Raw genomic sequence first — 21448 nt, forward strand, 5'->3', positions numbered from 1 at the left:
GTATAGACATCGGCCGGGGTCCCGCCGGCCGACGCGTCTCCCATGGTCCGGCTAGTCCCCGATGTCCGACATGGGCCGAACGGCCGAAGGTCCCTAGACGGACGGATGAACCATGCCCGATTTATACGACTAATACGCCTCAGAAACCACCTTATTCGGACTCATAATCACTGGTCGTGATGATCCAATTACGAGCACACCTCGCGTAGGGAGCGCTCCCACGGTGGTTTGTGGCCCCTTGGCCGGCTCTTCGCCCAGGTGGGGCTAGTTGCAGCGCTCCAGGAGCTGGACCGCCCGCCAGCGGGCGACCAACGTGTCGTACGCCGTGGAAGCGTCCTCGGCCTCCCCCTTGGAGAGCCCGGCGAGGCCGGCCGCGACGAGCGCGGGTGAGTCGTCCGCGGCGAGCGTCTCGTCGGACAACAACTGGACGAGGCCGCCGTAGTCCAGCTCCACCGCCGAGCGCGGGTGGAACTCCTCCAGCCACCGGGCGGCCTCCTCGACCGCCTCGGTGATCGGCGCCTCACCGACGGTCTTGCGCAACACCGACAGCGCCCGGGACGATCGGCGGCGGGCCTTGGAGATCTCCGTCCGGTAGCGCAACGCGCGTCGCCCCGGGTGGGTGACCAGGTCCCGCTCCTCGGCGTCGAACAGGACGAACCAGCGCAGCGGCACGCCCCAGGTGGCGATCTGCTCGTGCACCCGGGGGACGCCGTGCTCCAGCACCCGGGCGCCGCTGCGCCAGTCCTCCACCACCGCCTTGGCCTGACCGGCGAGGACCGGCGGCACGAACGCGTCGGCCAGCACCGACGGCACGCCGTCGCGGGCGCTCAGCGCCGCCTCGGCCACCCGGATCCGCAGGTTCCACGGGCAGACCAGCAGGGTGTCGTCGGCCTCCAGGACGTACGCCTCCTCGGGCGGGTCGGGCAGCCGGGTCCAGCCCGCGCCCAGCGCCTCGATGACCGCCGCACGCTGCCGCCCCGGCCCCTCCGACGGGGCCACCGCCCGCCCCTCGGACACGTAGCGCCGCCAGTACGACTGGCGGTCCCGGTCGAAGGCGGTCAGCGGCTCGTACACCCGCAGGTACGAAGCGAAGAGCGACGGCACTGCGCGATCCTCCCACGAGACGGAATCCGGACGCGGGCAGCGCCCCGGCCGCGCGCCCGACATCCCTGCCCACCCGCCGGCCGCCCGAACGGCGGGCGTGCTGGGACGACAGTACGGCGTCGGCCGATATTAGGCTCGACCCACCGGCATCATCCCGCCGGCGCACCACAGGTCCGCGCCCCACAAGGACGCACACCGACACAGGAGTCAGCCATGGGCGTATTCGCCACCACCGACGGCCCGTCAGCCACCGGCCACGAACAGGTCGTGTTCTGCCAGGACACGCAGACCGGCCTCCGGGCGATCATCGGGATCTACTCCACCGCGCTGGGGCCCGCGCTCGGCGGCACCCGGTTCTACCCGTACGCCAGCGAGGATGCGGCGCTGGCCGACGTGCTCGACCTGTCCCGCGGCATGGCGTACAAGAACGCCCTGGCCGGGCTGGACCTGGGCGGTGGCAAGGCGGTGATCTGGGGCGACCCGGAGCAGCTCAAGGGCGAGGCGCTGCTACGCGCGTACGGCCGCTTCGTCGAGTCGCTGAACGGCCGCTACTACACCGCGTGCGACGTCGGCACCTACGTCGCCGACATGGACGTGATCGCCCGGGAGACCCGCTATGTCACCGGCCGTAGCGTGGAGCACGGCGGCGCGGGCGACTCGTCGGTGCTCACCGCGTGGGGCGTCTTCCAGGGCATGCGGGCCGCTGCCGAGCACGTCTGGGGCGCCCCCACCCTGGCCGGCCGGCGGGTCGGCGTGGCCGGGCTGGGCAAGGTCGGCAAGCACCTGACCCGGCACCTGCTCGACGACCGCGCCGAGGTGGCGGCGACCGACGTCGACCCGCGGGCGCGCGAGTGGGTCCGCGCCAACCACCCACAGGTCGAGCTGGTCGACGACGTCGCCGCGCTGGTCGCCGCCGACATCGACGTCTACGCCCCGTGCGCGCTGGGCGGCACCCTGAACGACGAGACCGTGCCGGCGCTGCGGGCGAAGGTGGTCACCGGGGCGGCCAACAACCAGCTCGCCCACCCGGGGATCGAGAAGCTCCTCGCCGACCGGGGCATCCTCTACGCGCCCGACTACGTGGTGAACGCCGGCGGTGTGATCCAGGTAGCGGACGAGATCGAGGGCTTCAACTTCGAGCGGGCCAAGTTGCGGGCCACGAGGATCTACGACACCACCCGGAACATCCTGCGGCTGGCCGACGAGGAGGGCGTCCCCCCGGCGGTGGCGGCGGACCGGCTCGCCGAGCGCCGGATGGCGGAGGTCGGCCGGCTGCGCACCATCCACCTGCGCTGAGCGCCACGCCCGACCCGGTGCGGAAACCGTGCCGGGTCGGGCTCGTCGGGCGAAACCGGACGGACGGCGGCGTTAAGCTGGAAGAAGGGGTGATTACTGCCCATCTGTCCGGTGTCACGGGCGGTTCGGCATCCGCCCCTTACCCCGGTACACTTGGTGACGGCCGGCTCACTGCGACGCGCAGGGCCGGCAGACAGTAACCCGAGGTGCCGAACAGCGGCATCCCCATGTACCGTAAGAGCCACGAGAGATGCCTGACGTCATCGGGGCCCGCCTTCGGGCTGCCCCGCATTCTGTGCGAGGGGGTCGAGCCATGGGGCGCGGCCGTGCTAAGGCCAAGCAGACAAAGGTGGCCCGGGAGTTGAAGTACCACTCCCCGACCACCGACCTCGCCGCCTTGCAGCGAGAACTCGGCGGCAGCGGCAAGTCGGACCACGACTTCGACGACGACTACAAAGAGTATGTCGACGACGATGACGAGGACCACGCGGACGAGGACCCGGATCCCTGGGTCCGTCCGACCCGCTGACCCCCGGTCGCATCTGAGCACGCGGTGACCCCCGCGTGCTCACGTATGTGCTCACCGGAAGGTGGCCTACCCACCCGACGATCAGGGGCCTGCCGTACCGGAGCCGATCCGGTCGCTGCGGCAGGTCCTTGATCTCGGGCCCGCGCCCTCAGCGGGGCCGGTTGTTCCAGTTGTAGAACGTCGGGATGTTCTCGAAGTGGTTCCAGGCGCAGACCGCGCTCGCGCCCTCGCCCCCCGCCACCTCCGACCGCAGCCGGCGCGCGTCCTCCGCCTCCTGGAGCAGGTCGGCCAGGCCGGCGGCAGTGTCCCGCACCCGGTCGACGACCGGCTGCCCGGTGACTCCCCTGACGCGCTCAGACTGCCGGTTTCCGGTGCTCTCGGGCATGGTCCAACACTCCCTCCAGTAAGTGGATCTTGCTGTTGCGGCAGTGCTCGGTCTCCGTACCGTCGAAACGCCCCAGCTCGAAGTAACGGTTGGCGGCGTGCCCGCCCCCGCAGAAGCCGAAGTACGGGCAGGACGCCCGGCACGCCTCCACGCCGGCCAGGAACTCCCCCACCCAGGGGGTCCTCCGCTCCACCCCGGCCAGGATCTCGGCCAGCGGGGTGGTCAGCACGTTGCCGCTGCTGAAGTCGCCGTACCGGGGATCGGTGAAGCCGGCCAGCTCCGGGGAGAGCACGGTCACCGACCCGTCGTGGCCCACCGTGGGGATCGGGTCGAGCCGCCGCGGCAGCAGGTCGTCGGCGCTGCCGTCGAGCACCGCCGCCACGTACCGCAGCGACCACTCCACCTCGCGCAGGTGGATCCGGGGATCCCGGCGCCAGGCGGCCACCAGCTCGGCCCAGAACGCGCGCACCGGAGCCGCGTCGTGGGCGTTGCCCCGGGTGTTGACCCCCTCGGTCTCCTCGATGTTGACCCCCAGCACGTCGCAGCCGAGGCCGAGGAAGTAGTCGTACAGCTCGGCGGCCCGGCCCGGGGTCGGGTCGCCGACCACCGCCAGCGCCGAGAACGGCAGCCCGTGCCGGCGCAGCGTCTCGATCCCGCGCACGATCCGGTCGTACGCCGGCCGGCCCGCCCGGGTGACCCGGTCGCCGTTGCGCCCGCGCGGCCCGTCCACGCTGACGCTGACCCGCACCCGGTGCGCGGTGAGGAACTCGCACCAGGCGTCGTCGATCAGGGTGGCGTTGGTCTGCACGTGGTGCTCGACCTGCGGCCCGAACGCGGCCAGCAGCGCGGCCAGGTGCTCCCGGCCGGCCGCGAGCGGCTCCCCGCCGTGCCATACCACCGAGAACCGGCCGGCCGTCGCCCACGGGTTCACCGAGGCGGCGACCGCCTCGGCCACCGCGACCGACATCCGGCGGTCCGCCGACCGGTGCGGGAGGTAGCAGTACGCGCAGTCGAGGTTGCAGAGGGTGGTCGGCTGCATCACGACGTACGACGGGACCGGGGAGACTCCCCGCATCCCGCTCGTCGGCCGTCCCCGAGCAGCCATCGCCCTCCTTTTCCTGACCCGAAGGCGCCCTTCAGGCTAGGCGGCGATGGCCACTCGGGTGAACCCCCGATCAGGTGGTCGGACGATCGGCGCTGGGTGATCAACCCCGGGTGTGCTGGCCGACCATCTGCACCTTGCCGGTGCCCTCGATGATCTCGCCGGCCTGCCAGGCGTCCACGCCCCGGCCGGTCAGGGTGGCCAGGGCCCGGTCGGCGTCCTCGGCGGAGACGATCGCGAACATGCCGACGCCCATGTTGAAGGTCGCGTCCATCTCGGCGTCCTCGATCCGGCCCTTGGACTGGATCAGGTCGAAGATCGGCTGCGGCTTCCAGGTGGACCGGTTGACCACCGCGTCGACGTGCTCCGGCAGGATGCGGACCAGGTTGCCCGGGATGCCGCCCCCGGTGACGTGCGCGATCGAGCGCACCTCGGCCTCGGCGATCAGCTTGAGGCAGTCCTGGGCGTAGATCTTGGTCGGGGTGAGCAGCTCCTCGCCGAGGGTGCGCTGCCGGCCGAAGTCCTCGATCACCACGTCCAGCCGCATCCGGCCCGCCCCCAGCAGCACGTGCCGGACCAGCGAGTAGCCGTTGGAGTGCAGGCCCGAGGAGCGCATCGCGATGACCACGTCGCCGATCTCGACCCGGTCCGGGCTGAGGATCTCGCTCTCCTCCACCACGCCGACGCCGGTGGCGGAGACGTCGTACTCGTCCGGGCGCAGCACGCCCGGGTGCTCGGCGGTCTCGCCGCCCAGCAGCGCGCAGCCGGCGTACCGGCAGCCGTCGGCGATGCCGGCGCCGATCTCGGCCACCTTGTCCGGGACGACCTCGCCGCAGGCGATGTAGTCGAGCAGGAACAGCGGCTCGGCGCCGCAGGCCACCAGGTCGTCGACGACCATGGCGACCAGGTCGATGCCGATCGTGTCGTGGATGTCGAGCTGCTGGGCGATCACCAGCTTGGTGCCGACGCCGTCGGTCGAGGACGCCAGGATCGGGTTCTTGTACTTCTTCGTGTCCAGCCGGAACAGGCCGGCGAAGCCGCCGAGGTCGCCCATGACCTCGGGCCGCCGGGTCTGCCTCACCTTGGACTTGAGCAGCTCGACCGCGCGGTCGCCCGCCTCGATCGAGACGCCGGCGTCCGCGTACGAGACCGAGCGTTTGCGCGCCGGGCGGCCGGTGCCGGCCGTCCAGGGCTGGCGGTCGCCGCCGGCGCCGGTCGGGCTGCTTCCTGTGCCGCTGCGCTCGGACACGTGCGTCACGGTTCTCCCCTTTGTGGTTCTCGCGGGACGCCGGGGGTGACCGGCGGGCCCGCGTCGGGCGGTGCTATGGGCGGTGTACGGTCGCGCCGCCCGGAGCGGCGACGAGCGGTGCGGCGACGTGCTCCGGGGCGTCCGGGGCACCAGCGACCCGGCGCTCCACCGCTTCGAGCACGTGCTTGCCGATCAGGTTCCCGGCCGGCAGCTCGATCGGGTACTCCCCGTCGAAGCAGGCCCGGCAGAGCCGGGTCTTCGGCTGCTCGGTCGCGGCGATCAGGCCCGACAACGAGACGTAGCCCAGCGTGTCGGCGCCGATGGAGCGCCGGATGCCCTCGTTGTCCAGCCCGTTGGCGAGCAGCTCGGCCCGGGTGGCGAAGTCGATGCCGTAGAAGCACGGCCAGTTGACCGGTGGGGAGGAGATCCGGACGTGGACCTCCAGAGCGCCCGCCTCGCGCAGCATCCGCACGATGGCCCGCTGGGTGTTGCCGCGCACGATCGAGTCGTCCACGACGACCAGCCGCTTGCCCCGCACGTTCTCCCGCAGCGGGTTGAGCTTGAGCCGGATGCCGAGCTGACGCAGGGTCTGCGACGGCTGGATGAAGGTGCGCCCGACGTACGGGTTCTTCATCAGGCCGGCGCCGTAGGTGATCCCGGACTCCTCCGCGTAACCGATCGCGGCCGGGGTGCCGGACTCCGGAACCGGGATGACCAGGTCGGCCTCGACCGGGTGCTCCTTGGCGAGCTGGCGGCCGATCTGCACCCGGGCGGCGTGCACGTTGCGCCCGGCGATGGTGGCATCGGGCCGGGCGATGTAGACGTACTCGAAGAGGCAGCCCTTCGGCTCCGGCGCGGCGAACCGGCTGGACCGCAGCCCGTCCTCGTCGATGGCGATCAGCTCGCCCGGCTCCACCTCGCGGACCACGCTCGCGCCGACGATGTCCAGCGCGGCGGTCTCGCTGGCCACCACCCAGCCGCGCTCCAGCCGGCCGAGGACCAGCGGGCGCACGCCGTGCGGGTCACGGGCCGCGTAGAGCGTCGACTCGTCCATGAAGACGAAGCTGAACGCGCCGCGGAGCTGGGGCAGCACCTCCAGCGCGGCGGCCTCGACCGAGAGGTCGGGCCGGCTGGCCAGCAGCATGGTCACCAGCGAGGTGTCGTTGGTCGAGCCGTCGGCGACCAGGCCCCGCTCGGCGACCTCGCGCTGGAGTTCGGCGGTGTTGACCAGGTTGCCGTTGTGCGCCAGCGCGATGGTGATGCCCGAACTGGTGGACCGGATGGTCGGCTGGGCGTTCTCCCAGGTCGAGCCGCCCGTCGTCGAGTAACGCGCGTGCCCGATCGCCAGGTGCCCGCGCAGGCTGGCCAGGGTGGGCTCGTCGAAGACCTGGGCCACCAGGCCGAGATCCTTGTAGACCACCACGCCCGAGCCGTCGCTGACGGCCATCCCGGCGGCCTCCTGGCCCCGGTGCTGGAGGGCGTAGAGCCCGAAGTAGGTCAGATTGGCGACCTCCTCCCCGGGCGCCCAGACGCCGAAGACGCCACACGCGTCCTGCGGGCCGGGTCGTTGGGGATCAAGGTCGTGGCTCAGCCGGCCGTCGCCTCGGGGCACCTGCCGCTCCCTCATGCTGGGTCTGGACTGGCCGGGCGGGATCTCGGGGGCGGATCCGCGCTTCCTCGGCCGGGACCACTGTCGTCGCCCACCAGTGTACGCGAATCAGTATCAATACAGAAAGTCACGGTCTAGCTCCCTTCCGTAATCGAAGCCGGGGGCTAATCGCCCAGGGGGAGCGGAAGGTGCGGGGAGAGGTCAGCGCGGACACCACTGACCCGTACGCGGCCCTCGGCGACCGCGTCCGCCCAGCTCCGGCGGCCCGTCGCCAGCTCCAGCCAGGCGGTCGGGTCCAGCTCGACGACGTTGGGCGGGGTGCCCCGGGTGTGTCGGGGACCGGGAATGCACTGAACTGCACCGTAAGGTGGGACACGCACCTCCACCGAACGGCCGGGGGCATGGTCCGCAAGGGCGGCCAACAGGGTACGGACCGCCTCCCGGAACACCGGCCGTTCGGGCGTACGACCCTCATCGAGGGCGGCGAGTGCGGCGGCCACGGCTGCGGAGTTTGTGTGCGGAGAGGACACGACGGGACGATACGGCCCGGCTCCGGCGCTTTCGACGCTGGCCCTGGGTCGCGCCGATCCGGTCCGACAAGGCATAGTTGCCGACGGCGTATTCGTACCGTGATGATCCCCGGCCCGGCGCCCCGCCGGCCAGGGAAGTCAGACCGGAAGGCGGTGGACGTGTCAACACACCGACGTGCCTGGAAGCAGCGGGCCGGTGTGGTCGTGGCGCTGGTGATCGGCGCCCTGCTCGCCGTCCCCGCCACACCCGCCCTGGCGGCCGACGTCACGGTCTCCCCCGGCTCGCTCAACCTGAGCGCTGGCAGCGACGCCACGGTGACCGTCCAGGTCACCCCGCGCGACTTCGACCAGAATGCCAGGATCAGCCTCAGCGGCCTGCCCGCCGGGGTGAGCTGCGCGAGCGGCTGCGGCCAGATCGACTTCAACGGCCAGTCGCCGAAGACCCAACTGCTGACGATCAAGGCTAGCAACAACGCGCCTGACGCCGGCGGCGTCACCGTCACGGTCCGGGTGGAGCCTGACAGGTCCAGCCCGGCCACCGGTAACTTCCAGGTCAACGTGAAGGCGAAGGCCGCGCCGGAGCCGACGCAGGAACAGGTGCAGACCGTCAAGTCGGTCTCCGGCAAGGTGGTGGCCGCGGCCAACGGGGAGGCGGTGCCGAACGCCATCGTCATGCTCCAGGACCGTGCCGGCCACCGCTACGAGACCACCAGCGACGGCAGCGGGAACTTCCGCTTCACCGGCAGCAAGGACCGGCCGATCACCCCGGGCCGGATCGACATCGGCGCCGTCCAGGGCGAGATCCGCACCACCAAGTCCTTCGACGCGAGCGCCGGGCAGAGCGTGACCGGGCAGCGGCTCAGCCTGGCGATCAAGGTCGAGGTGAGCCCGAGCCCCACCCCGTCGGCCACCGAGGAGCCGCTGCCCACCGACGAGCCGACCGAGGAGGCCCCCGACGAGAGCCCCGCGGCCACCCCGGGGGCACCGCAGAACGCCAGCGAGGAGGACTCCGGCGGCCTCACGTCCTGGCTGCTCATCCTGCTCGGCGGCCTCTTCGTGGCCGTCGGCGTCGGCACCATCGTCCTGCTCTGGATGAAGCGTCGGGAGAACGGCGACGACACCGGTGACGACGCCCCGGCCGGTGCCGCCGGGGCGGGCGCGGTGCCCGCCGCCCGCGGGACGTACCACGGGGCGGACGACAAGACCCGGGTGGTCAACCGGGTCGGCGCCGGGCCGGACCCGACGATGGTCGGCGGCACCTCGCTCAGCGACGCGCCGACGATGATGCACCAGCCGGTCGTGGACGACGTCCCGCCGGACCCGTACGGCGCCCCGCCGCCCGCGTACGGCCCCGGTGGCCAGCAGGGCGGTTGGGGGGCCGGCAGCGGCGGGTACGGCGACGAACCCCAGGGCGGCGGCTACGGCGCGGCCGGTGGCTACGGCACCGCGCCCGCTTCCGGGGCCGGCTACGGCACCGCGCCCGCCTCCGGGGCCGGCTACGGCACCGCCCCCACCTCCACCGGCGGCTACGGCACCGACGCCCCGGCGTCCGGCGGCGGGTACGGCAACGCCCCGGCGTCCGGCGGCGGATACGGCAACGCCCCGACCTCCACCGGCGGCGGATACGGCGCCACCGGCGGGTACGGCGGCACGCCCGGCGGCTACGGCACCGACGCCCCGGCGTCCGGCGGCGGGTACGGCAGCCGGGACTACGGCGCGGCGGGCGCGGCGGCCGGGGTCCAGCCGGGCCAGGGCGGCGGCTACGGCGAGCGCTACGACGAGCCGACCGGCCGGTACACCGGCGGCGACACCGGCTCGTACACCCCACCGGCGGATCCTTACCCGACCAGCACCTACCAGGCCGACCAGGGCCACGGTTACGGCCAGCAGGAGCCCGCACAGTACGGCCGCGGCGGCGAGCCCGCCAGCGACGGATACAGCCAGCAGGGCGGCGGCTACGACGCCGGTCAGCAGGGCGGCGGCTACGGCCGCGGCTACGACCAGCGCGGCGGCTACGGTGGCGAGAGCTACGGCCAGCCGGGCAGCTACGGCCAGCCGGGCGGCCACGGTCAGCCGAGCGGCCACGGTCAGCCGGGCGGCCACGGCCAGCACGGCGGCGGGTACGGTCAGCCGGGCGGGTACGACCAGCCGGGCGGCGGGTACGGCCAGGAGCCCCCGCAGCAGCGCGGCGGCTACCCCGACCGCGGCTACGACCAGCCGGCCGGCTACGACCAGCAGGGCGACGGCTACTACGGCGACCAGGCCCAGTCCGGTCGGGCCCGGCCGGACGGCCCGCCGCAGCAGGACCGGGGCGGACGCCGGCTGGACTGGCTGGACGACTGACTCCCGCGGGCGCACCGCCCGCACCACGACGAAGAGAGCGGCTGCCCCGTCGGGCAGCCGCTCTCGGCCGTCTGGGCCGGGACGAAGCCAGCGGAAGGCGGACGAGGGGCGGACGAGCCGGCTCAGGCGGCCGAGAAGACCCCCTGGCGCAGCACCGGGACCACGTCCGAGACGTCGACCTGGACCGCCACCTCCACGTCACCGGCGAAGCCGCCCTCGACGAGTTCCCGGCCGGAGACGCAGCCGCGCACGGCGGCCGGCACGTCCGGAGTGCTGGCCAGCGCGGCGAGGGCCATCGCGGCCTCCACCGACAGCCCGCCGGGCACTGCGGAGAGGGCGTCGAGCACGCCCGCCGCCCCGAGCTGGTCCTCCACCGACGGCCGCAGCGAGCCGTCGGGCCAGCGCTCGCCGGAAGCGACCACGCCGATCGGGGCGTCGGCCGAGCCGTACCCCCGCTCGCACAGCCAGCGCCCGACGGCGCGCGCGTTGCGCAGGCAGGCGGCGACCACCGGAAGCCCGGTGGCGCTGGCGGCGGCGCTGATCGCCGAGCCGTTCGGCGACGGCAGCACCAGGTCGGCGACGACCGGCGCGGTGCGCAGCGCCGCCGGGGAGAGCGACCACGGGTGCTCCGGGGTCGTCTGCCGACGGCCCACGGCGGCGACCGCACCGACCCGGCGCGCGTACTCGGCCGCCTGCTCGCCCCAGGGGAACGGGTGCACCCGCGTCCCCCGGGCGACCGCGACCTCCACGGCGGTGGTGAACGAGAGCACGTCCACCACCACCAGGACGGCGCAGACGCGACCGAGCTCCGCCGCGCCGGTCAGCCCCCAGTCGAACCGGGCGCCGGAGCCGGGCTGGGCGAAGACGGCCGCGGCCACCGCCTCAGCGCTGATCGGGCGCGGCGGACCGGTCGGCGCCACCGGCGTCGGGGTCGGTCGCCCCGGAGGGACCGGTGGCCCGCTCCGCGCCGTCGACCCGCTCGGGCGCCCAGCCTGGGGCGTCCGGGGCGGTGGGTCCGGCCTCGGCCGGCACCGGCGCGTCGTCGGCGACCGGCCCGTCGGCCACGGCGGACCCGGTGTGCTCCGGCGCTGCCTGATCGGCCGGCGCGGCGACGGGCGCCGCCTCCCGGGCCACCTCGACGGTGTCGACCGCCGGCACCGGGGCCACGGCGGCTGCGGTCGCCGCCGGAGCGACGCCCGGCCCTGCCGAGGAGGCCCCGGCCGGCTCCGACCCGCCGAAGAGCCGGGGCAGCGTGGCACCGTGCACGGCGCGCAACTCCTCCAGGTCGATCCGGAACTGGCCGCGCACCTCCAGGCCACCGCCGGCCGGGTCGGTGACCCCGACGAACTCCCACGGCACGCCGCGCTCGGCGCAGAGGGCGGTGAACGCCTTCTCGTGGCCGCGCGGCACCGAGACCAGGGCCCGCCCGGCCGACTCGCTGAACAGGAAGACGAACGGCATCGAGCCGCCGGTGAACTGCTCCGGCACCGCGATCTGCGCGCCGACCCCGTGGCGCAGGCAGGACTCGACCAGGCTCTGGGCGAGACCGCCGTCGGAGAGGTCGTGCGCGGAGCTGAGGTGCCCGACCCGGGCGGCCTCGGCCAACAGATCGGCGAGCTGCCGCTCACGGGCCAGGTCGACCTGCGGCGGGATGCCGCCGAGGTGCTCGTGGGTGACCCAGGCCCACTCCGAGCCGGAGAGCTCCACGTGCGTCTCGCCGAGCAGGAAGAGCTGGTCGTGGTCGCCACCGGCGCGCGGGACGAAGCCCATCGACACCCGCTCGGCCACGTCGTCCAGCACACCGAGCACGCCGACCACCGGGGTCGGGTGGATCGCCGCCGCGCCGGTCTGGTTGTAGAAGCTGACGTTGCCGCCGGTCACCGGGATGCCCAGCTCCAGGCAGCCGTCCGCCAGGCCGCGCACGGCCTCGGCGAACTGCCACATCACACCCGGATCCTCCGGCGAGCCGAAGTTGAGGCAGTTCGTCACGGCGATCGGCTTCGCGCCGGTCACGGCCACGTTCCGGTACGCCTCGGCCAGCGCCAGCTTGGTGCCGTGGTACGGGTCCAGCCGGGCGTACCGGCCGTTGCCGTCCAGCGACAGGGCGACGCCCAGGCCGCTGCCCTCGTCGATCCGGATCACGCCGGAGTCCTCCGGCTGGGCGAGGACGGTGTTGCCCAGCACGTACCGGTCGTACTGCTCGGTGACCCAGGTCTTGTCGGCCAAATTCGGCGACGCGATCATGCGCAGCACGGTCTCGCGCAGCGCCTCCGGGGTCGACGGCCGGGGCAGCGTCTCGGCCCGGTCCGCCTGGAGCAGGATCAGGTCGGCCGGCTCGCGCATCGGGCGGGCGTAGACCGGCCCGTCGTCGACCAGCGAGCCCGGCGGGACGTCCACCACGAGCTGGTCGCGCCAGGTGATCACCAGCCGGCCCGGCTGGCCGTCCGGGGACGGCGCGGTGACCTCGCCGATCGCGGTGGCCCAGACGCCCCACTTCTCGGCGGTCTTGAGCACCGCCTCCAGCTTGTCCGGGGCAACGACCAGCAGCATCCGCTCCTGGGACTCGCTGGCCAGGATCTCCTGCGGCTCCATCGAGGCCTCGCGCAGCGGGACCCGCTCCAGCCAGACCCGCATGCCGGTGCCGGCGGAGGCGGCGGTCTCGGTGAGCGCGCAGGTCAGCCCCGCGCCGCCGAGGTCCTGGATGCCGACGACCAGCTCGGCGTCGTACAGCTCCAGGCATGCCTCGATGAGCAGCTTCTCCATGAACGGGTCGCCGACCTGCACCGACGGGCGGCGCTGCTCGCTGCCCTCGTCGAAGGTGGCGCTGGCCAGCACCGACACGCCGCCGATGCCGTCCCGGCCGGTCCGGGCGCCCATCAGCACCACGACGTTGCCGGGGCCGGTGGCCTCCTTCCGCTGCAGCCGGTCGACCGGGAGGACGCCGAGGCAGAGCGCGTTGACCAGCGGGTTGCCCTGGTAGCAGGGGTCGAAGACGACCTCACCGCCGATGTTGGGCAGGCCGAGGCAGTTGCCGTAGCCGCCGACGCCGGCCACCACGCCGGGCAGCACCCGGGCGGTGTCGGGGTGGTCGGCCGCGCCGAAGCGCAGCGGGTCCATCACGGCGACCGGGCGGGCGCCCATGGCGAGGATGTCCCGGACGATGCCGCCGACGCCGGTCGCCGCGCCCTGGTACGGCTCGACGAAGCTCGGGTGGTTGTGCGACTCGACCTTGAAGGTCACCGCCAGCTTGTCGGAGACCTGGACCACGCCGGCGTTCTCGCCGATGCCGGCCAGCATCCGGTCGCTCGGCGGGGCCTTCTCACCGAACTGGCGCAGGTGCACCTTGCTCGACTTGTAGGAGCAGTGCTCGCTCCACATGATCGAGTACATGGCCAGCTCGGTCTGGGTGGGGCGACGGCCGAGGATGTGCCGGATCCGGTCGTACTCGTCGTCGCGCAGGCCCAGCTCGGCGTACGGCTGGAGCTCGCCGGGGGTGTCCGTGGCGCGCGGCACGGTGTCGGGGCCGTGCGCCCAGTCACCGGCCGGCGCGGACCGGCCCTGGTCGGGGTGGCGGACCGCCTCGACGGGCCGAGCCGGGGCGACCGGGCCGGCCTGCGGCGCCACGGGGGCCGCGAACGGCTCCGCCGGGGCGACCGGGAAGCCGCCCGGGTTCTCCCGTACCGCCGGGTCCGGATGGGTGGTCATGGCCTCTCCTCGCTGCGCTCGCCGCCGCTGGGGCGGTGGAGCCGAACGGTGGTGCCGCGCACGGTCACGCCGGGGCCCCCACCAGGTGCTTGAGCACCGAGGTGAAGAAGCCGAGGCCGTCCAGGGAGGGGCCGGTGAGCGCCTCCACCGCGTGCTCGGGGTGCGGCATGATGCCGACCACGTTGCCGGCGGGGTTGGTGATCGCGGCGATGTCGCGCTGCGACCCGTTGGGGTTGCCGCCGACGTAGCGGGCGACGACCCGGCCCTCGGCTTCGAGTTGGTCGAGCGTCGCGGCGTCGGCGACGTAGCAGCCCTCGCCGTTCTTGACCGGGATCAGCACCTCCTGGCCCGGCTGGAACGTGTTCGTCCACGCCGTGCCGGCGGCCTCGATCCGCAGGACCTGGTCCCGGTTGCGGAAGTGCAGGTGCTGGTTGCGGGTGAGCGCGCCGGGCAGCAGGTGGGCCTCGCAGAGGATCTGGAAGCCGTTGCAGATGCCGAGCACCGGCAGGCCGCCCCGGGCGGCGTCCACCAGGGTCTCCATCACCGGGGCGAACCGGGCGATGGCACCGCAGCGCAGGTAGTCGCCGTAGGAGAAGCCGCCGGGGAGGACGACGGCGTCCACCCCGCGCAGGTCCGCCTCACCGTGCCAGAGCCGGACCGGCTCGGCGCCGGCGATCCGGACGGCCCGGGCCGCGTCCCCGTCGTCGAGCGAGCCGGGGAACGTCACCACACCGACCCGCGCGGTCACGGGTGCGCGTCCACGATCTCGTCGGCCTCGACCATGCGGACGGTGAAGTCCTCGATGACCGGGTTGGCGAGCAGCTTGTCGGCGATCTCCCGGGCCCGGTCAAGGTCCGGTTCACCGGTGAAATCGATCTCGATCCGCCTGCCGATCCGGACAGAGGCGACGTCGCTGACGCCGAGCCGAGGCAGCGCGTTTGCGACGGCCTGACCCTGAGGATCGAGGATCTCGGGCTTGAGCATGACGTCGACGACGACGCGAGGCACTGGGCACTCCTGACTGTGTACGCAGTTGGGTGCCGACCCACAACGGGCGAGCGCAGCCAGCCTACCTGGCAGATACCGCCTCAGCCGCATCGGCCGGGGGCAGTTCAGGCAGTGATCAACATAACCGACGGAACGCGGGCGGCATGGTGTCCGATCCCGCGTGAAACGTCCCCGAGCAGGCCGTTAGCCACGCCACAGAATGCCAAATTGTTACATCGGCCAGTCTCGATCACACCCTTGCCGCAAGATACGCCGACCCCTACTATCCATCGACAAAGCCCTATGTAAGGCCGGCGGGTGACCCGCAACCCCCACCGGCGCGACCGACCCGGCGATCCCGGGTCCGTGAGGCAAGGAGTACGTCCCGATGCGTATCCGTTCCCTGCTCGCCGTGGTCGGCACCGCACTGGTCGGCGTCCTGGGCGCCACTGGTGGCGCAGCCGCCGCCCCGGCCGGTCCCCAGCCGATCATCGGCGGCGGCACCGTCTCCTCCGCCCCCTGGGCGGCCGCCGTGTTCAGCAACGGCTCGTTCACCTGCTCCGGCAGTGTCATCGCCGCGCAGTGGGTGCTCACCGCCCGGCACTGCGTCAGCGGCACCATGTCCGTCCGGGTCGGCAGCGTCTACTACGCCTCGGGCGGCACCACCCGCACCGTGAGCGCCTCGTACACCCGCTACGACCTGGCCCTGCTGCGGCTGTCCAGCGCGGTCAGCACGTCCACCGTGACGCTGGCCAGCAGCAACCCGCCGATCGGCTCCACCAACACGATCTACGGCTGGGGTATGACCTGCTACAGCGGCTGCTCCGCCTCCAGCCAGCTCAAGACCGCCAGCGTCCAGGTGACCAGCACCAGCGTGACCGACGCGTACGGCGGCCAGGCGATCCGGAGCACCCGGATCAACGGCAACGCGTGGCGGGGCGACTCGGGCGGCCCGCAGTTCTACAGCGGCCAGCAGGTCGGGGTGGCCTCCACCGCCGACGGGTCGAGCATCCAGAACTACGGCAGCGTCGCGTACAACCGGGCCTGGATCACCTCGGTGGCCGGTGTCTGACCGTCACCCTGCCCGGCCCGTCTGGGGCCTGTCGGGTGGTTGACACCGCGAGCGGCGCGGATGGTCGGCGGAGCGCCGGCCGTCCGCGCCGACCCGTTTTGCAGCATCCGGGCAGCTGACCACGGCCGACGAACCGGCCCCCGGCCGGTACGACAGCATCGAACCGTGCTGGTCGTGACGACGGATCAACTGCCCGGCTACGAGATCCGCCAGATCCTCGGCGAAGTGGTGTCCTCGATGGCCAGGACGCGCAACCCGTACCGCGAGGGGGTGAAGAACCTCCGTGGCGGCGCGTACGACCCGATGGCACCGGACAATCTGACCCGCTGGCGGACGGACTCGGTGGCCCGCCTCGGCGAGGAGGCCCGCCGGCTCGGCGCGAACGCCGTGATCGGCATGCGCTTCGACAGCCGGGACTGCGGCGAGATGTGGATGGAGATCTGCGCGTACGGCACGGCGGTGATCGTGGCCCCCAAGACCCCGGACATCATGCCCCCGGACCAGCCCATGATCGCGGCCGAGACGGCCAACGACCCGGCGATCACCGGGTCCCCCGGCGGCATCGCCGAACCGGCCAGCGCCCCCGACCTCAGCTCCGCCGCCGAAACCCCCACCCGCAACTCCTGACCCACCCACCGCCCCACCTGCCCCGCCCCCACCCCCGCCGGCGGGGCGAGGCCGGGGGGGTGGGGGGCTGGGGGGTGGGGTCAGAGGATGGGGGGCGGGGAGTAGTTCGCCGCGGTGGGGTGGGCGGTTACGATCTTGGCGATTCGGGTGGTGACCGCGTTGACCTGGGCCTCGGCGGCGCCGGCGAAGGCCGTGCGGTCGGCGACCAGGGCGTCGATGTCGGCGCGGGACAGGCCCAGGCGGGCGTCGGCCGCCAGGCGGTCGAAGAGGTCGTTCTCGGCGGCGCCCCGCTCCCGCATGGCCAGCGCCACGGCGACCGCGTGCTCCTTGATCGCCTCGTGCGCGGCCTCCCGGCCGACGCCCCGCCGGACCGCCGCGACCAGGATCTTCGTGCTGGCCAGGAAGGGCAGGAAGCGCTCCAACTCCCGGTTGATCACCGCCGGGTACGCCCCGAACTCGTCCAGCACGGTGAGGAACGTCTGGAACAGCCCGTCGGCGGCGAAGAACGCGTCCGGCAGGGCGACCCGGCGGACCACGGAGCAGGAGACGTCCCCCTCGTTCCACTGGTCGCCGGCCAGCTCGCCGACCATCGACAGGTACCCCCGGATGATCACCGCGAAGCCGTTCACCCGTTCGCTGGACCGGGTGTTCATCTTGTGCGGCATCGCGCTGGAGCCCACCTGGCCCGGCTTGAAGCCCTCGGTGACCAGCTCCTGACCGACCATCAGCCGGATCGTGGTGGCCAGCGACGACGGCGCGGCGGCGACCTGGGCCAGCGCGGCGAGCACCGCCATGTCGATCGAGCGCGGGTAGACCTGGCCGACGCTGTCCAGCACCCGGGCGAAGCCGAGGTGTTCGGCAACCCGGCGCTCCAGCTCGGCGACCTTCGCGGCGTCGCCGTCGAACAGGTCGAGCTGGTCGGCGGCGGTGCCGACCGGGCCCTTGATCCCGCGCAGGGGGTACCAGTCGATCAGATCCTCCAGCCGCTCGTACGCGATCAGCAGCTCCTCGGCGGCCGACGCGAAGCGCTTGCCCAGCGTGGTGGCCTGCGCGGCGACGTTGTGCGAGCGGCCGGTCAGCACCAGGCCGGAGTGCTCGTGGGCGAGCCGGGCCAGCCGGGCCAGCGTGGCGACGACCCGGTCCCGGACCAGCTCCAGCGAGGCGCGCACCTGGAGCTGCTCGACGTTCTCGGTGAGGTCCCGGGAGGTCATCCCCTTGTGCACGTGCTCGTGCCCGGCGAGCGCGCTGAACTCCTCGATCCGGGCCTTCACGTCGTGCCGGGTGACCCGCTCGCGCTCGGCGATCGAGGCCAGGTCGACGTCGTCCAGCACCCGCTCGTACGCCTCGACGACCCCGTCGGGGACGGCCACGCCGAGGTCCCGCTGGGCGCGGAGGACGGCGAGCCAGAGCCGCCGCTCCATCCGCACCTTCTCCTCGGGCGACCAGAGGGCGACCAGTTCGGGCGAGGCGTACCGGTGGGCGAGCACGTTCGGGATCGTCGTCACGTACCTCATTCTCCCGCACGCCGCGCTGGTCACCCCAGCCAGGCCACCACGACTCACACCCTGGGCACGTCGTGCACCGGGGCGCTCACCACGATGGTCTTGGTCTGCTTGCCGTGGGAGTTGCGCACGGTCAGCGTGTACGTGTGCTTCTGGATATCGCCCTCCCCACCCGAGCAGGGGAAGTTCAGGACCTCGCTGCCGGCCGGCGGGTAGTCGTCGGCGTAGATGCCGGGGCCGTCGATCGAGAGGGCGACGGAGTCGACGTTGCTGGCCTTCCACTCCACGAGGACCGGGCTCCCGGCGATCGGGTTGACGCTGGTCCCGGCCGGACAGGACGGCTTGTCGGCGACCCGGAAGTAGGCGATGGCGGGCGCGTTCGACGTCGACTTCGTGCCGGACTCGCCACCGCTGCTGCCGGTGCCGCCGCCCTTCGCGCCGCCCCCGGTCGACCCGCCGCCCGTTGACCCGCCGCCCTTCGCGCCGGTGCTGGCCGACGCGCCGGAGCCGGGACCGTTGTCGCCGGAGCCGCCGCCGGCGGCGGCCGATCCCGGCGCGGCGGCGGGGGCCTCGGTCACCGTGGTCGACGCGGTGGACTCCGTGGACGTCGTGGCGGTGGACGTGCAGCCGCTGGCCGCGAGCCCGGCGGCCAGGACAACGACGGCAGCGGGGCGGAGCAGAGCTCGACCGGGCATGACCACTCCTAGAGGAGGCACCGCCACCGGGACGTCCGGGCAGGCTGACACCCACGGTAGGTAGCCCCGACAACGCCGACTGACCTGCGCGAACGCCCCTGCGGGAAGGAGGGCGGGAGCCGGCGACCGGGGCCGGCTCAGTAGGGTGCGGGGCGGCCGGTCAGGGCGGCGTACAGGCCGGCGGCAGCCGCCTGCTCGGAGTCGTACGCCTGGCGGACGTCGTGCACGCCGCGTTCGTACAGGCCGATCTCCCAGCCCCCGTCGGGCGAGCGGCGCAGGAACCAGAAGTCGGGCGGGACCGGCACGTGCTCGTGCACGTCCTCGATCTCGAAGGCGTTCGGCGACAACCCCGCCGCCAGCAGGGCGCCGCGCACCTCGTACCGGTCCACACCCGGCCTCCGTTCCGCGTCACCCGGCGTCAGCAGACGGCCGGAGCGTAGCCGCGCTGGAGCGGAACGGCGCAGGCCCCCGCCGTCAGGTCCTCCTCGACCAGGTACCCGTGCTGGAGCAGCCATGTGATGCTCAGGGTCGCCCCGGCCTGCGGCAGGTACGCCGGGTTGAGCTGGAACTGGGTGCCCAGGCCGGACTGGGCGAACCAGGGCGCGATCGGCCCGGAGTCGACCGCGAACGGCCTGACCACGCAGTAGACGTGGTAGTTGGCCAGCGGGGCGCCGGCCGGTGTGTTGAGGTTCGACGGCGGCAGCGACCGGGCGCCGAACGGCGTGCCGAGCGGGGCGAGGAACGCGCCGCCCGGGAAGCCGAAGCGGTCGAGCCGGTACCCGGGCAGCAGGGTCTGCTGGTTCTTGATCGGCCCGTCGGGGCCGAGGACGAAGCCGCTCGCGGGCGGGTAGACGTACCCGGTCCCGGTGGCGTTGCCGAACTGCCGGAGGAACTCGGTCCCGGTGCGGCCGCCGAAGCGCTGGTAGCCGGCCAGCAGCGGGCCGACCGGCGGCGCGCCGGGCAGCACGGCGGGGCCGAGCAGCGGGTTGTCGTCGAAGTGGGCCGTGGTGGGCGGCGCGTTCGGCGGGTTGCCTGGGCGGCACAGGCCCTGCGCCGGCTGCGGCTGGCCGGCGTCGGCCCGGAGCCCGCCCGCCTGGCGGGACGCCGACGCGCCGGCATGGTCGCTGGCACCCGGGGCGGACGCGCCGGCCTGATCGGTGGCGTTCGGGGCCGCGGCTTGCGCGGCCGTGGGTGCCAGCGCCAGGGCCGCCCCGGAAAGGGCGGCCAACGCCCAACGAGGAATCTTCATTACGAACCTCCAGAATTCGGACAGCAAGCTGTCCTCATCTTCAGGAGGTCGTGCACTAGATGTAGGCTTTAGTCCGCTTTACCACCGGGACGGCTGACCGCTCCGAGCGCACGGCACCCCACCGGCCGGCGCGGCCGGTGGGGTCGAATCCGCCTTCAGCGCTCCAGGATCGCCGTCACGCCCTGGCCGCCCGCCGCACAGATCGAGATCAACCCGCGCCCGGAGCCGGACTCCGCGAGCAGCTTGGCCAGGGTGGCCACGATCCGCCCGCCGGTGGCGGCGAACGGGTGCCCGGCGGCCAGCGACGAGCCGTTGACGTTGAGCCGGTTCCGGTCGATCGCGCCGAGCGGGCCGTCCAGGCCCAGCCGGTCCTTGCAGAACTCCGGCGACTCCCAGGCGGCCAGGGTGGCCAGCACCTGGGAGGCGAACGCCTCGTGGATCTCGTAGTGGTCGAAGTCCTGCAACGTCAGCCCGGCCCGGTCCAGCATCCGGGGCACGGCGTACGCGGGGGCCATCAGCAGCCCCTCGTCGCCGTGCACGAAGTCCACCGCGGCCGTCTCGAACCAGCTGAACCAGGCGAGTACCGGGAGGCTGTGCTCGCGCGCCCACTCCTCGGACGCGAGCAGCACCGTCGACGCGCCGTCGGTCAGCGGCGAGGAGTTGCCGGCGGTCATGGTGGCCCGGTCGGCGTCCGGGCCCCGGTGCCCGAACACCGGCTTCAGCGAGCCGAGCTTCTCCAGGCTGGTGTCCGGGCGCAGGTTCTGGTCCCGGGTCAGCCCGAGGTACGGGGTCATCAGGTCGTCGAAGAACCCCCGCTCGTACGCGGCGGCGAGGCGCTGGTGGGAGCGCAGCGCCAGCTCGTCCTGGGCCTGCCGGTCGACGTTCCAGCGCAGGGCGGTGCGGGCGGCGTGCTCGCCCATCGACAGCCCGGTGCGGGGCTCGGCGTTGCGGGGGATCTCCGGCCGGAACGGCTGGAGCGGGCGCAACTTCGCCGCGATCCTCAGCCGCTCGCCGAGGGTCCGGGCGGAGTTGAGCCGGAGCAGGGTGCGGCGCATCTCCTCGTTGACCGCGAGCGGCGCGTCGGAGGTGGTGTCCACGCCACCGGCGATGCCGACGTCGAGCTGCCCGAGGGCGATCTTGTTGGCGACCAGGATCACCGCCTCCAGGCCGGTGCCGCAGGCCTGCTGGATGTCGTACGCCGGGGTGCGCGGGTCGAGGCGGGAGCCGAGCACCACCTCGCGGGTCAGGTTGAAGTCCTTCGAGTGCTTCAGCACCGCCCCCGCGACGACCTCGCCGACCCGCTGCCCGGCCAGCCCGAACCGGGCCACCAGGCCGTCCAGCGCCGCGCCGAGCAGGTCCGCGTTGGACGCGCTCGCGTACCGGGAGTTGGACCGGGCGAAGGGGATGCGGTTGCCGCCGATGACCGCGACCCGCCGGATGCTCTGCACGATCCCGCCTCCAATT

General features: G+C 73.2%; 20 protein-coding genes. 5 read left to right on the top strand and 15 right to left on the bottom strand.

Annotated elements, in window-relative coordinates:
- Positions 1–264 precede the first annotated feature (264 nt).
- Positions 265–1104 carry a hypothetical protein gene (locus C5N14_RS10805; RefSeq protein WP_117667942.1) on the bottom strand — a complete coding sequence of 280 codons (840 nt, stop codon included), beginning with the start codon at positions 1102–1104 and terminating at the stop codon, positions 265–267.
- A 213-nt stretch (positions 1105–1317) separates the two neighbouring features.
- On the opposite strand from C5N14_RS10805, the gene C5N14_RS10810 reads away from it, so the two are divergent.
- Both C5N14_RS10810 and C5N14_RS10815 read left to right on the top strand, forming a co-directional pair.
- Positions 1318–2400: a Glu/Leu/Phe/Val dehydrogenase gene (locus C5N14_RS10810; RefSeq protein ID WP_117667943.1), complete on the top strand. Its 1083-nt coding sequence runs from the start codon at positions 1318–1320 to the stop codon at positions 2398–2400.
- Between the two features lie 313 nt (positions 2401–2713).
- The gene (locus C5N14_RS10815; RefSeq protein WP_117667944.1) at positions 2714–2929 is read left to right on the top strand and encodes a DUF3073 domain-containing protein; all 216 of its coding nucleotides are present in this window, start codon (positions 2714–2716) and stop codon (positions 2927–2929) included.
- A gap of 148 nt (positions 2930–3077) precedes the next feature.
- Here the strand turns inward: C5N14_RS10815 and amcA are convergent, their stop codons facing one another.
- The 5 genes from amcA to C5N14_RS10840 form a co-directional block, all read right to left on the bottom strand.
- Positions 3078–3314: a multiple cyclophane-containing RiPP AmcA gene (gene amcA, locus C5N14_RS10820; RefSeq protein ID WP_117667945.1), complete on the bottom strand. Its 237-nt coding sequence runs from the start codon at positions 3312–3314 to the stop codon at positions 3078–3080.
- Entirely contained in the window at positions 3283–4389 is a 1107-nt protein-coding gene (gene amcB / locus C5N14_RS10825) for a cyclophane-forming radical SAM peptide maturase AmcB (protein ID WP_305792064.1), read from the bottom strand. Before amcB ends, amcA begins: the two co-directional genes overlap by 32 nt.
- Before the next feature lie 130 nt (positions 4390–4519).
- A complete protein-coding gene (gene purM / locus C5N14_RS10830) occupies positions 4520–5674 on the bottom strand; it encodes a phosphoribosylformylglycinamidine cyclo-ligase (RefSeq protein ID WP_117667947.1) in 1155 nt (384 codons plus the stop codon).
- A gap of 64 nt (positions 5675–5738) precedes the next feature.
- The gene (purF, locus tag C5N14_RS10835; protein ID WP_117668016.1) at positions 5739–7277 is read right to left on the bottom strand and encodes an amidophosphoribosyltransferase; all 1539 of its coding nucleotides are present in this window, start codon (positions 7275–7277) and stop codon (positions 5739–5741) included.
- Positions 7278–7438: 161 nt separating this feature from the next.
- A complete protein-coding gene (locus C5N14_RS10840; RefSeq protein ID WP_117668017.1) occupies positions 7439–7774 on the bottom strand; it encodes a sterol carrier family protein in 336 nt (111 codons plus the stop codon).
- Positions 7775–7906: 132 nt separating this feature from the next.
- Here C5N14_RS10840 and C5N14_RS10845 point away from each other — a divergent pair, with 132 nt between their 5' ends.
- The gene (locus C5N14_RS10845) at positions 7907–10147 is read left to right on the top strand and encodes a carboxypeptidase-like regulatory domain-containing protein (protein ID WP_133305762.1); all 2241 of its coding nucleotides are present in this window, start codon (positions 7907–7909) and stop codon (positions 10145–10147) included.
- Positions 10148–10269: 122 nt separating this feature from the next.
- Here the strand turns inward: C5N14_RS10845 and C5N14_RS10850 are convergent, their stop codons facing one another.
- The 4 genes from C5N14_RS10850 to purS form a co-directional block, all read right to left on the bottom strand.
- Positions 10270–11025, bottom strand: a complete 756-nt coding sequence (locus tag C5N14_RS10850; protein WP_117668018.1) for a 2-phosphosulfolactate phosphatase — start codon at positions 11023–11025, stop codon at positions 10270–10272.
- Positions 11026–11029: 4 nt separating this feature from the next.
- On the bottom strand, positions 11030–13852 hold the full coding sequence (purL, locus tag C5N14_RS10855; protein ID WP_117667949.1) for a phosphoribosylformylglycinamidine synthase subunit PurL: 2823 nt from the start codon (positions 13850–13852) through the stop codon (positions 11030–11032).
- 64 nt (positions 13853–13916) lie between these two features.
- Positions 13917–14600, bottom strand: coding sequence for a phosphoribosylformylglycinamidine synthase subunit PurQ (purQ, locus tag C5N14_RS10860; protein ID WP_117667950.1), 684 nt, complete (start codon positions 14598–14600; stop codon positions 13917–13919).
- Complete coding sequence (gene purS, locus C5N14_RS10865) at positions 14597–14860, bottom strand: phosphoribosylformylglycinamidine synthase subunit PurS (protein WP_117667951.1); 264 nt, start codon at positions 14858–14860, stop codon at positions 14597–14599. The genes purQ and purS overlap by 4 nt, the downstream gene beginning before the upstream one ends.
- A 367-nt stretch (positions 14861–15227) precedes the next feature.
- On the opposite strand from purS, the gene C5N14_RS10870 reads away from it, so the two are divergent.
- Positions 15228–15911: a DUF1986 domain-containing protein gene (locus tag C5N14_RS10870; RefSeq protein ID WP_117667952.1), complete on the top strand. Its 684-nt coding sequence runs from the start codon at positions 15228–15230 to the stop codon at positions 15909–15911.
- A gap of 60 nt (positions 15912–15971) precedes the next feature.
- Complete coding sequence (locus C5N14_RS10875; protein ID WP_117667953.1) at positions 15972–16538, top strand: YbjQ family protein; 567 nt, start codon at positions 15972–15974, stop codon at positions 16536–16538.
- Positions 16539–16618: 80 nt separating this feature from the next.
- On the opposite strand, the gene purB is transcribed toward C5N14_RS10875, so the two are convergent.
- The 5 genes from purB to C5N14_RS10900 all read right to left on the bottom strand — a co-directional run bounded on the left by purB (position 16619) and on the right by C5N14_RS10900 (position 21432).
- Positions 16619–18043, bottom strand: a complete 1425-nt coding sequence (gene purB, locus C5N14_RS10880; protein ID WP_117667954.1) for an adenylosuccinate lyase — start codon at positions 18041–18043, stop codon at positions 16619–16621.
- A gap of 53 nt (positions 18044–18096) precedes the next feature.
- Complete coding sequence (locus tag C5N14_RS10885; protein WP_128763555.1) at positions 18097–18735, bottom strand: hypothetical protein; 639 nt, start codon at positions 18733–18735, stop codon at positions 18097–18099.
- Between the two features lie 137 nt (positions 18736–18872).
- On the bottom strand, positions 18873–19124 hold the full coding sequence (locus C5N14_RS10890) for a hypothetical protein (protein ID WP_117667956.1): 252 nt from the start codon (positions 19122–19124) through the stop codon (positions 18873–18875).
- A 29-nt stretch (positions 19125–19153) separates the two neighbouring features.
- Entirely contained in the window at positions 19154–19984 is an 831-nt protein-coding gene (locus C5N14_RS10895; protein WP_128763556.1) for a TNT domain-containing protein, read from the bottom strand.
- A 155-nt stretch (positions 19985–20139) separates the two neighbouring features.
- The gene (locus tag C5N14_RS10900; RefSeq protein ID WP_117667958.1) at positions 20140–21432 is read right to left on the bottom strand and encodes an acetyl-CoA C-acetyltransferase; all 1293 of its coding nucleotides are present in this window, start codon (positions 21430–21432) and stop codon (positions 20140–20142) included.
- Positions 21433–21448 lie beyond the last annotated feature (16 nt).

Origin of the sequence: Micromonospora sp. MW-13, from assembly GCF_003434305.1 — a bacterium.
Lineage (GTDB): Bacteria > Actinomycetota > Actinomycetes > Mycobacteriales > Micromonosporaceae > Micromonospora.

Bases quoted from the DNA above. Each gene is read 5' to 3' on its own strand.
- C5N14_RS10810 (WP_117667943.1), top strand. From the start codon at position 1,318: ATGGGCGTATTCGCCACCACCGACGGCCCGTCAGCCACCGGCCACGAA.
- C5N14_RS10815 (WP_117667944.1), top strand. From the start codon at position 2,714: ATGGGGCGCGGCCGTGCTAAGGCCAAGCAGACAAAGGTGGCCCGGGAG.
- amcA (WP_117667945.1), bottom strand. From the start codon at position 3,314: ATGCCCGAGAGCACCGGAAACCGGCAGTCTGAGCGCGTCAGGGGAGTC.
- amcB (WP_305792064.1), bottom strand. From the start codon at position 4,389: ATGCGGGGAGTCTCCCCGGTCCCGTCGTACGTCGTGATGCAGCCGACC.
- C5N14_RS10845 (WP_133305762.1), top strand. From the start codon at position 7,907: ATGATCCCCGGCCCGGCGCCCCGCCGGCCAGGGAAGTCAGACCGGAAG.
- purL (WP_117667949.1), bottom strand. From the start codon at position 13,852: ATGACCACCCATCCGGACCCGGCGGTACGGGAGAACCCGGGCGGCTTC.
- C5N14_RS10870 (WP_117667952.1), top strand. From the start codon at position 15,228: ATGCGTATCCGTTCCCTGCTCGCCGTGGTCGGCACCGCACTGGTCGGC.
- C5N14_RS10875 (WP_117667953.1), top strand. From the start codon at position 15,972: ATGGTCGGCGGAGCGCCGGCCGTCCGCGCCGACCCGTTTTGCAGCATC.
- C5N14_RS10885 (WP_128763555.1), bottom strand. From the start codon at position 18,735: ATGCCCGGTCGAGCTCTGCTCCGCCCCGCTGCCGTCGTTGTCCTGGCC.
- C5N14_RS10895 (WP_128763556.1), bottom strand. From the start codon at position 19,984: ATGAAGATTCCTCGTTGGGCGTTGGCCGCCCTTTCCGGGGCGGCCCTG.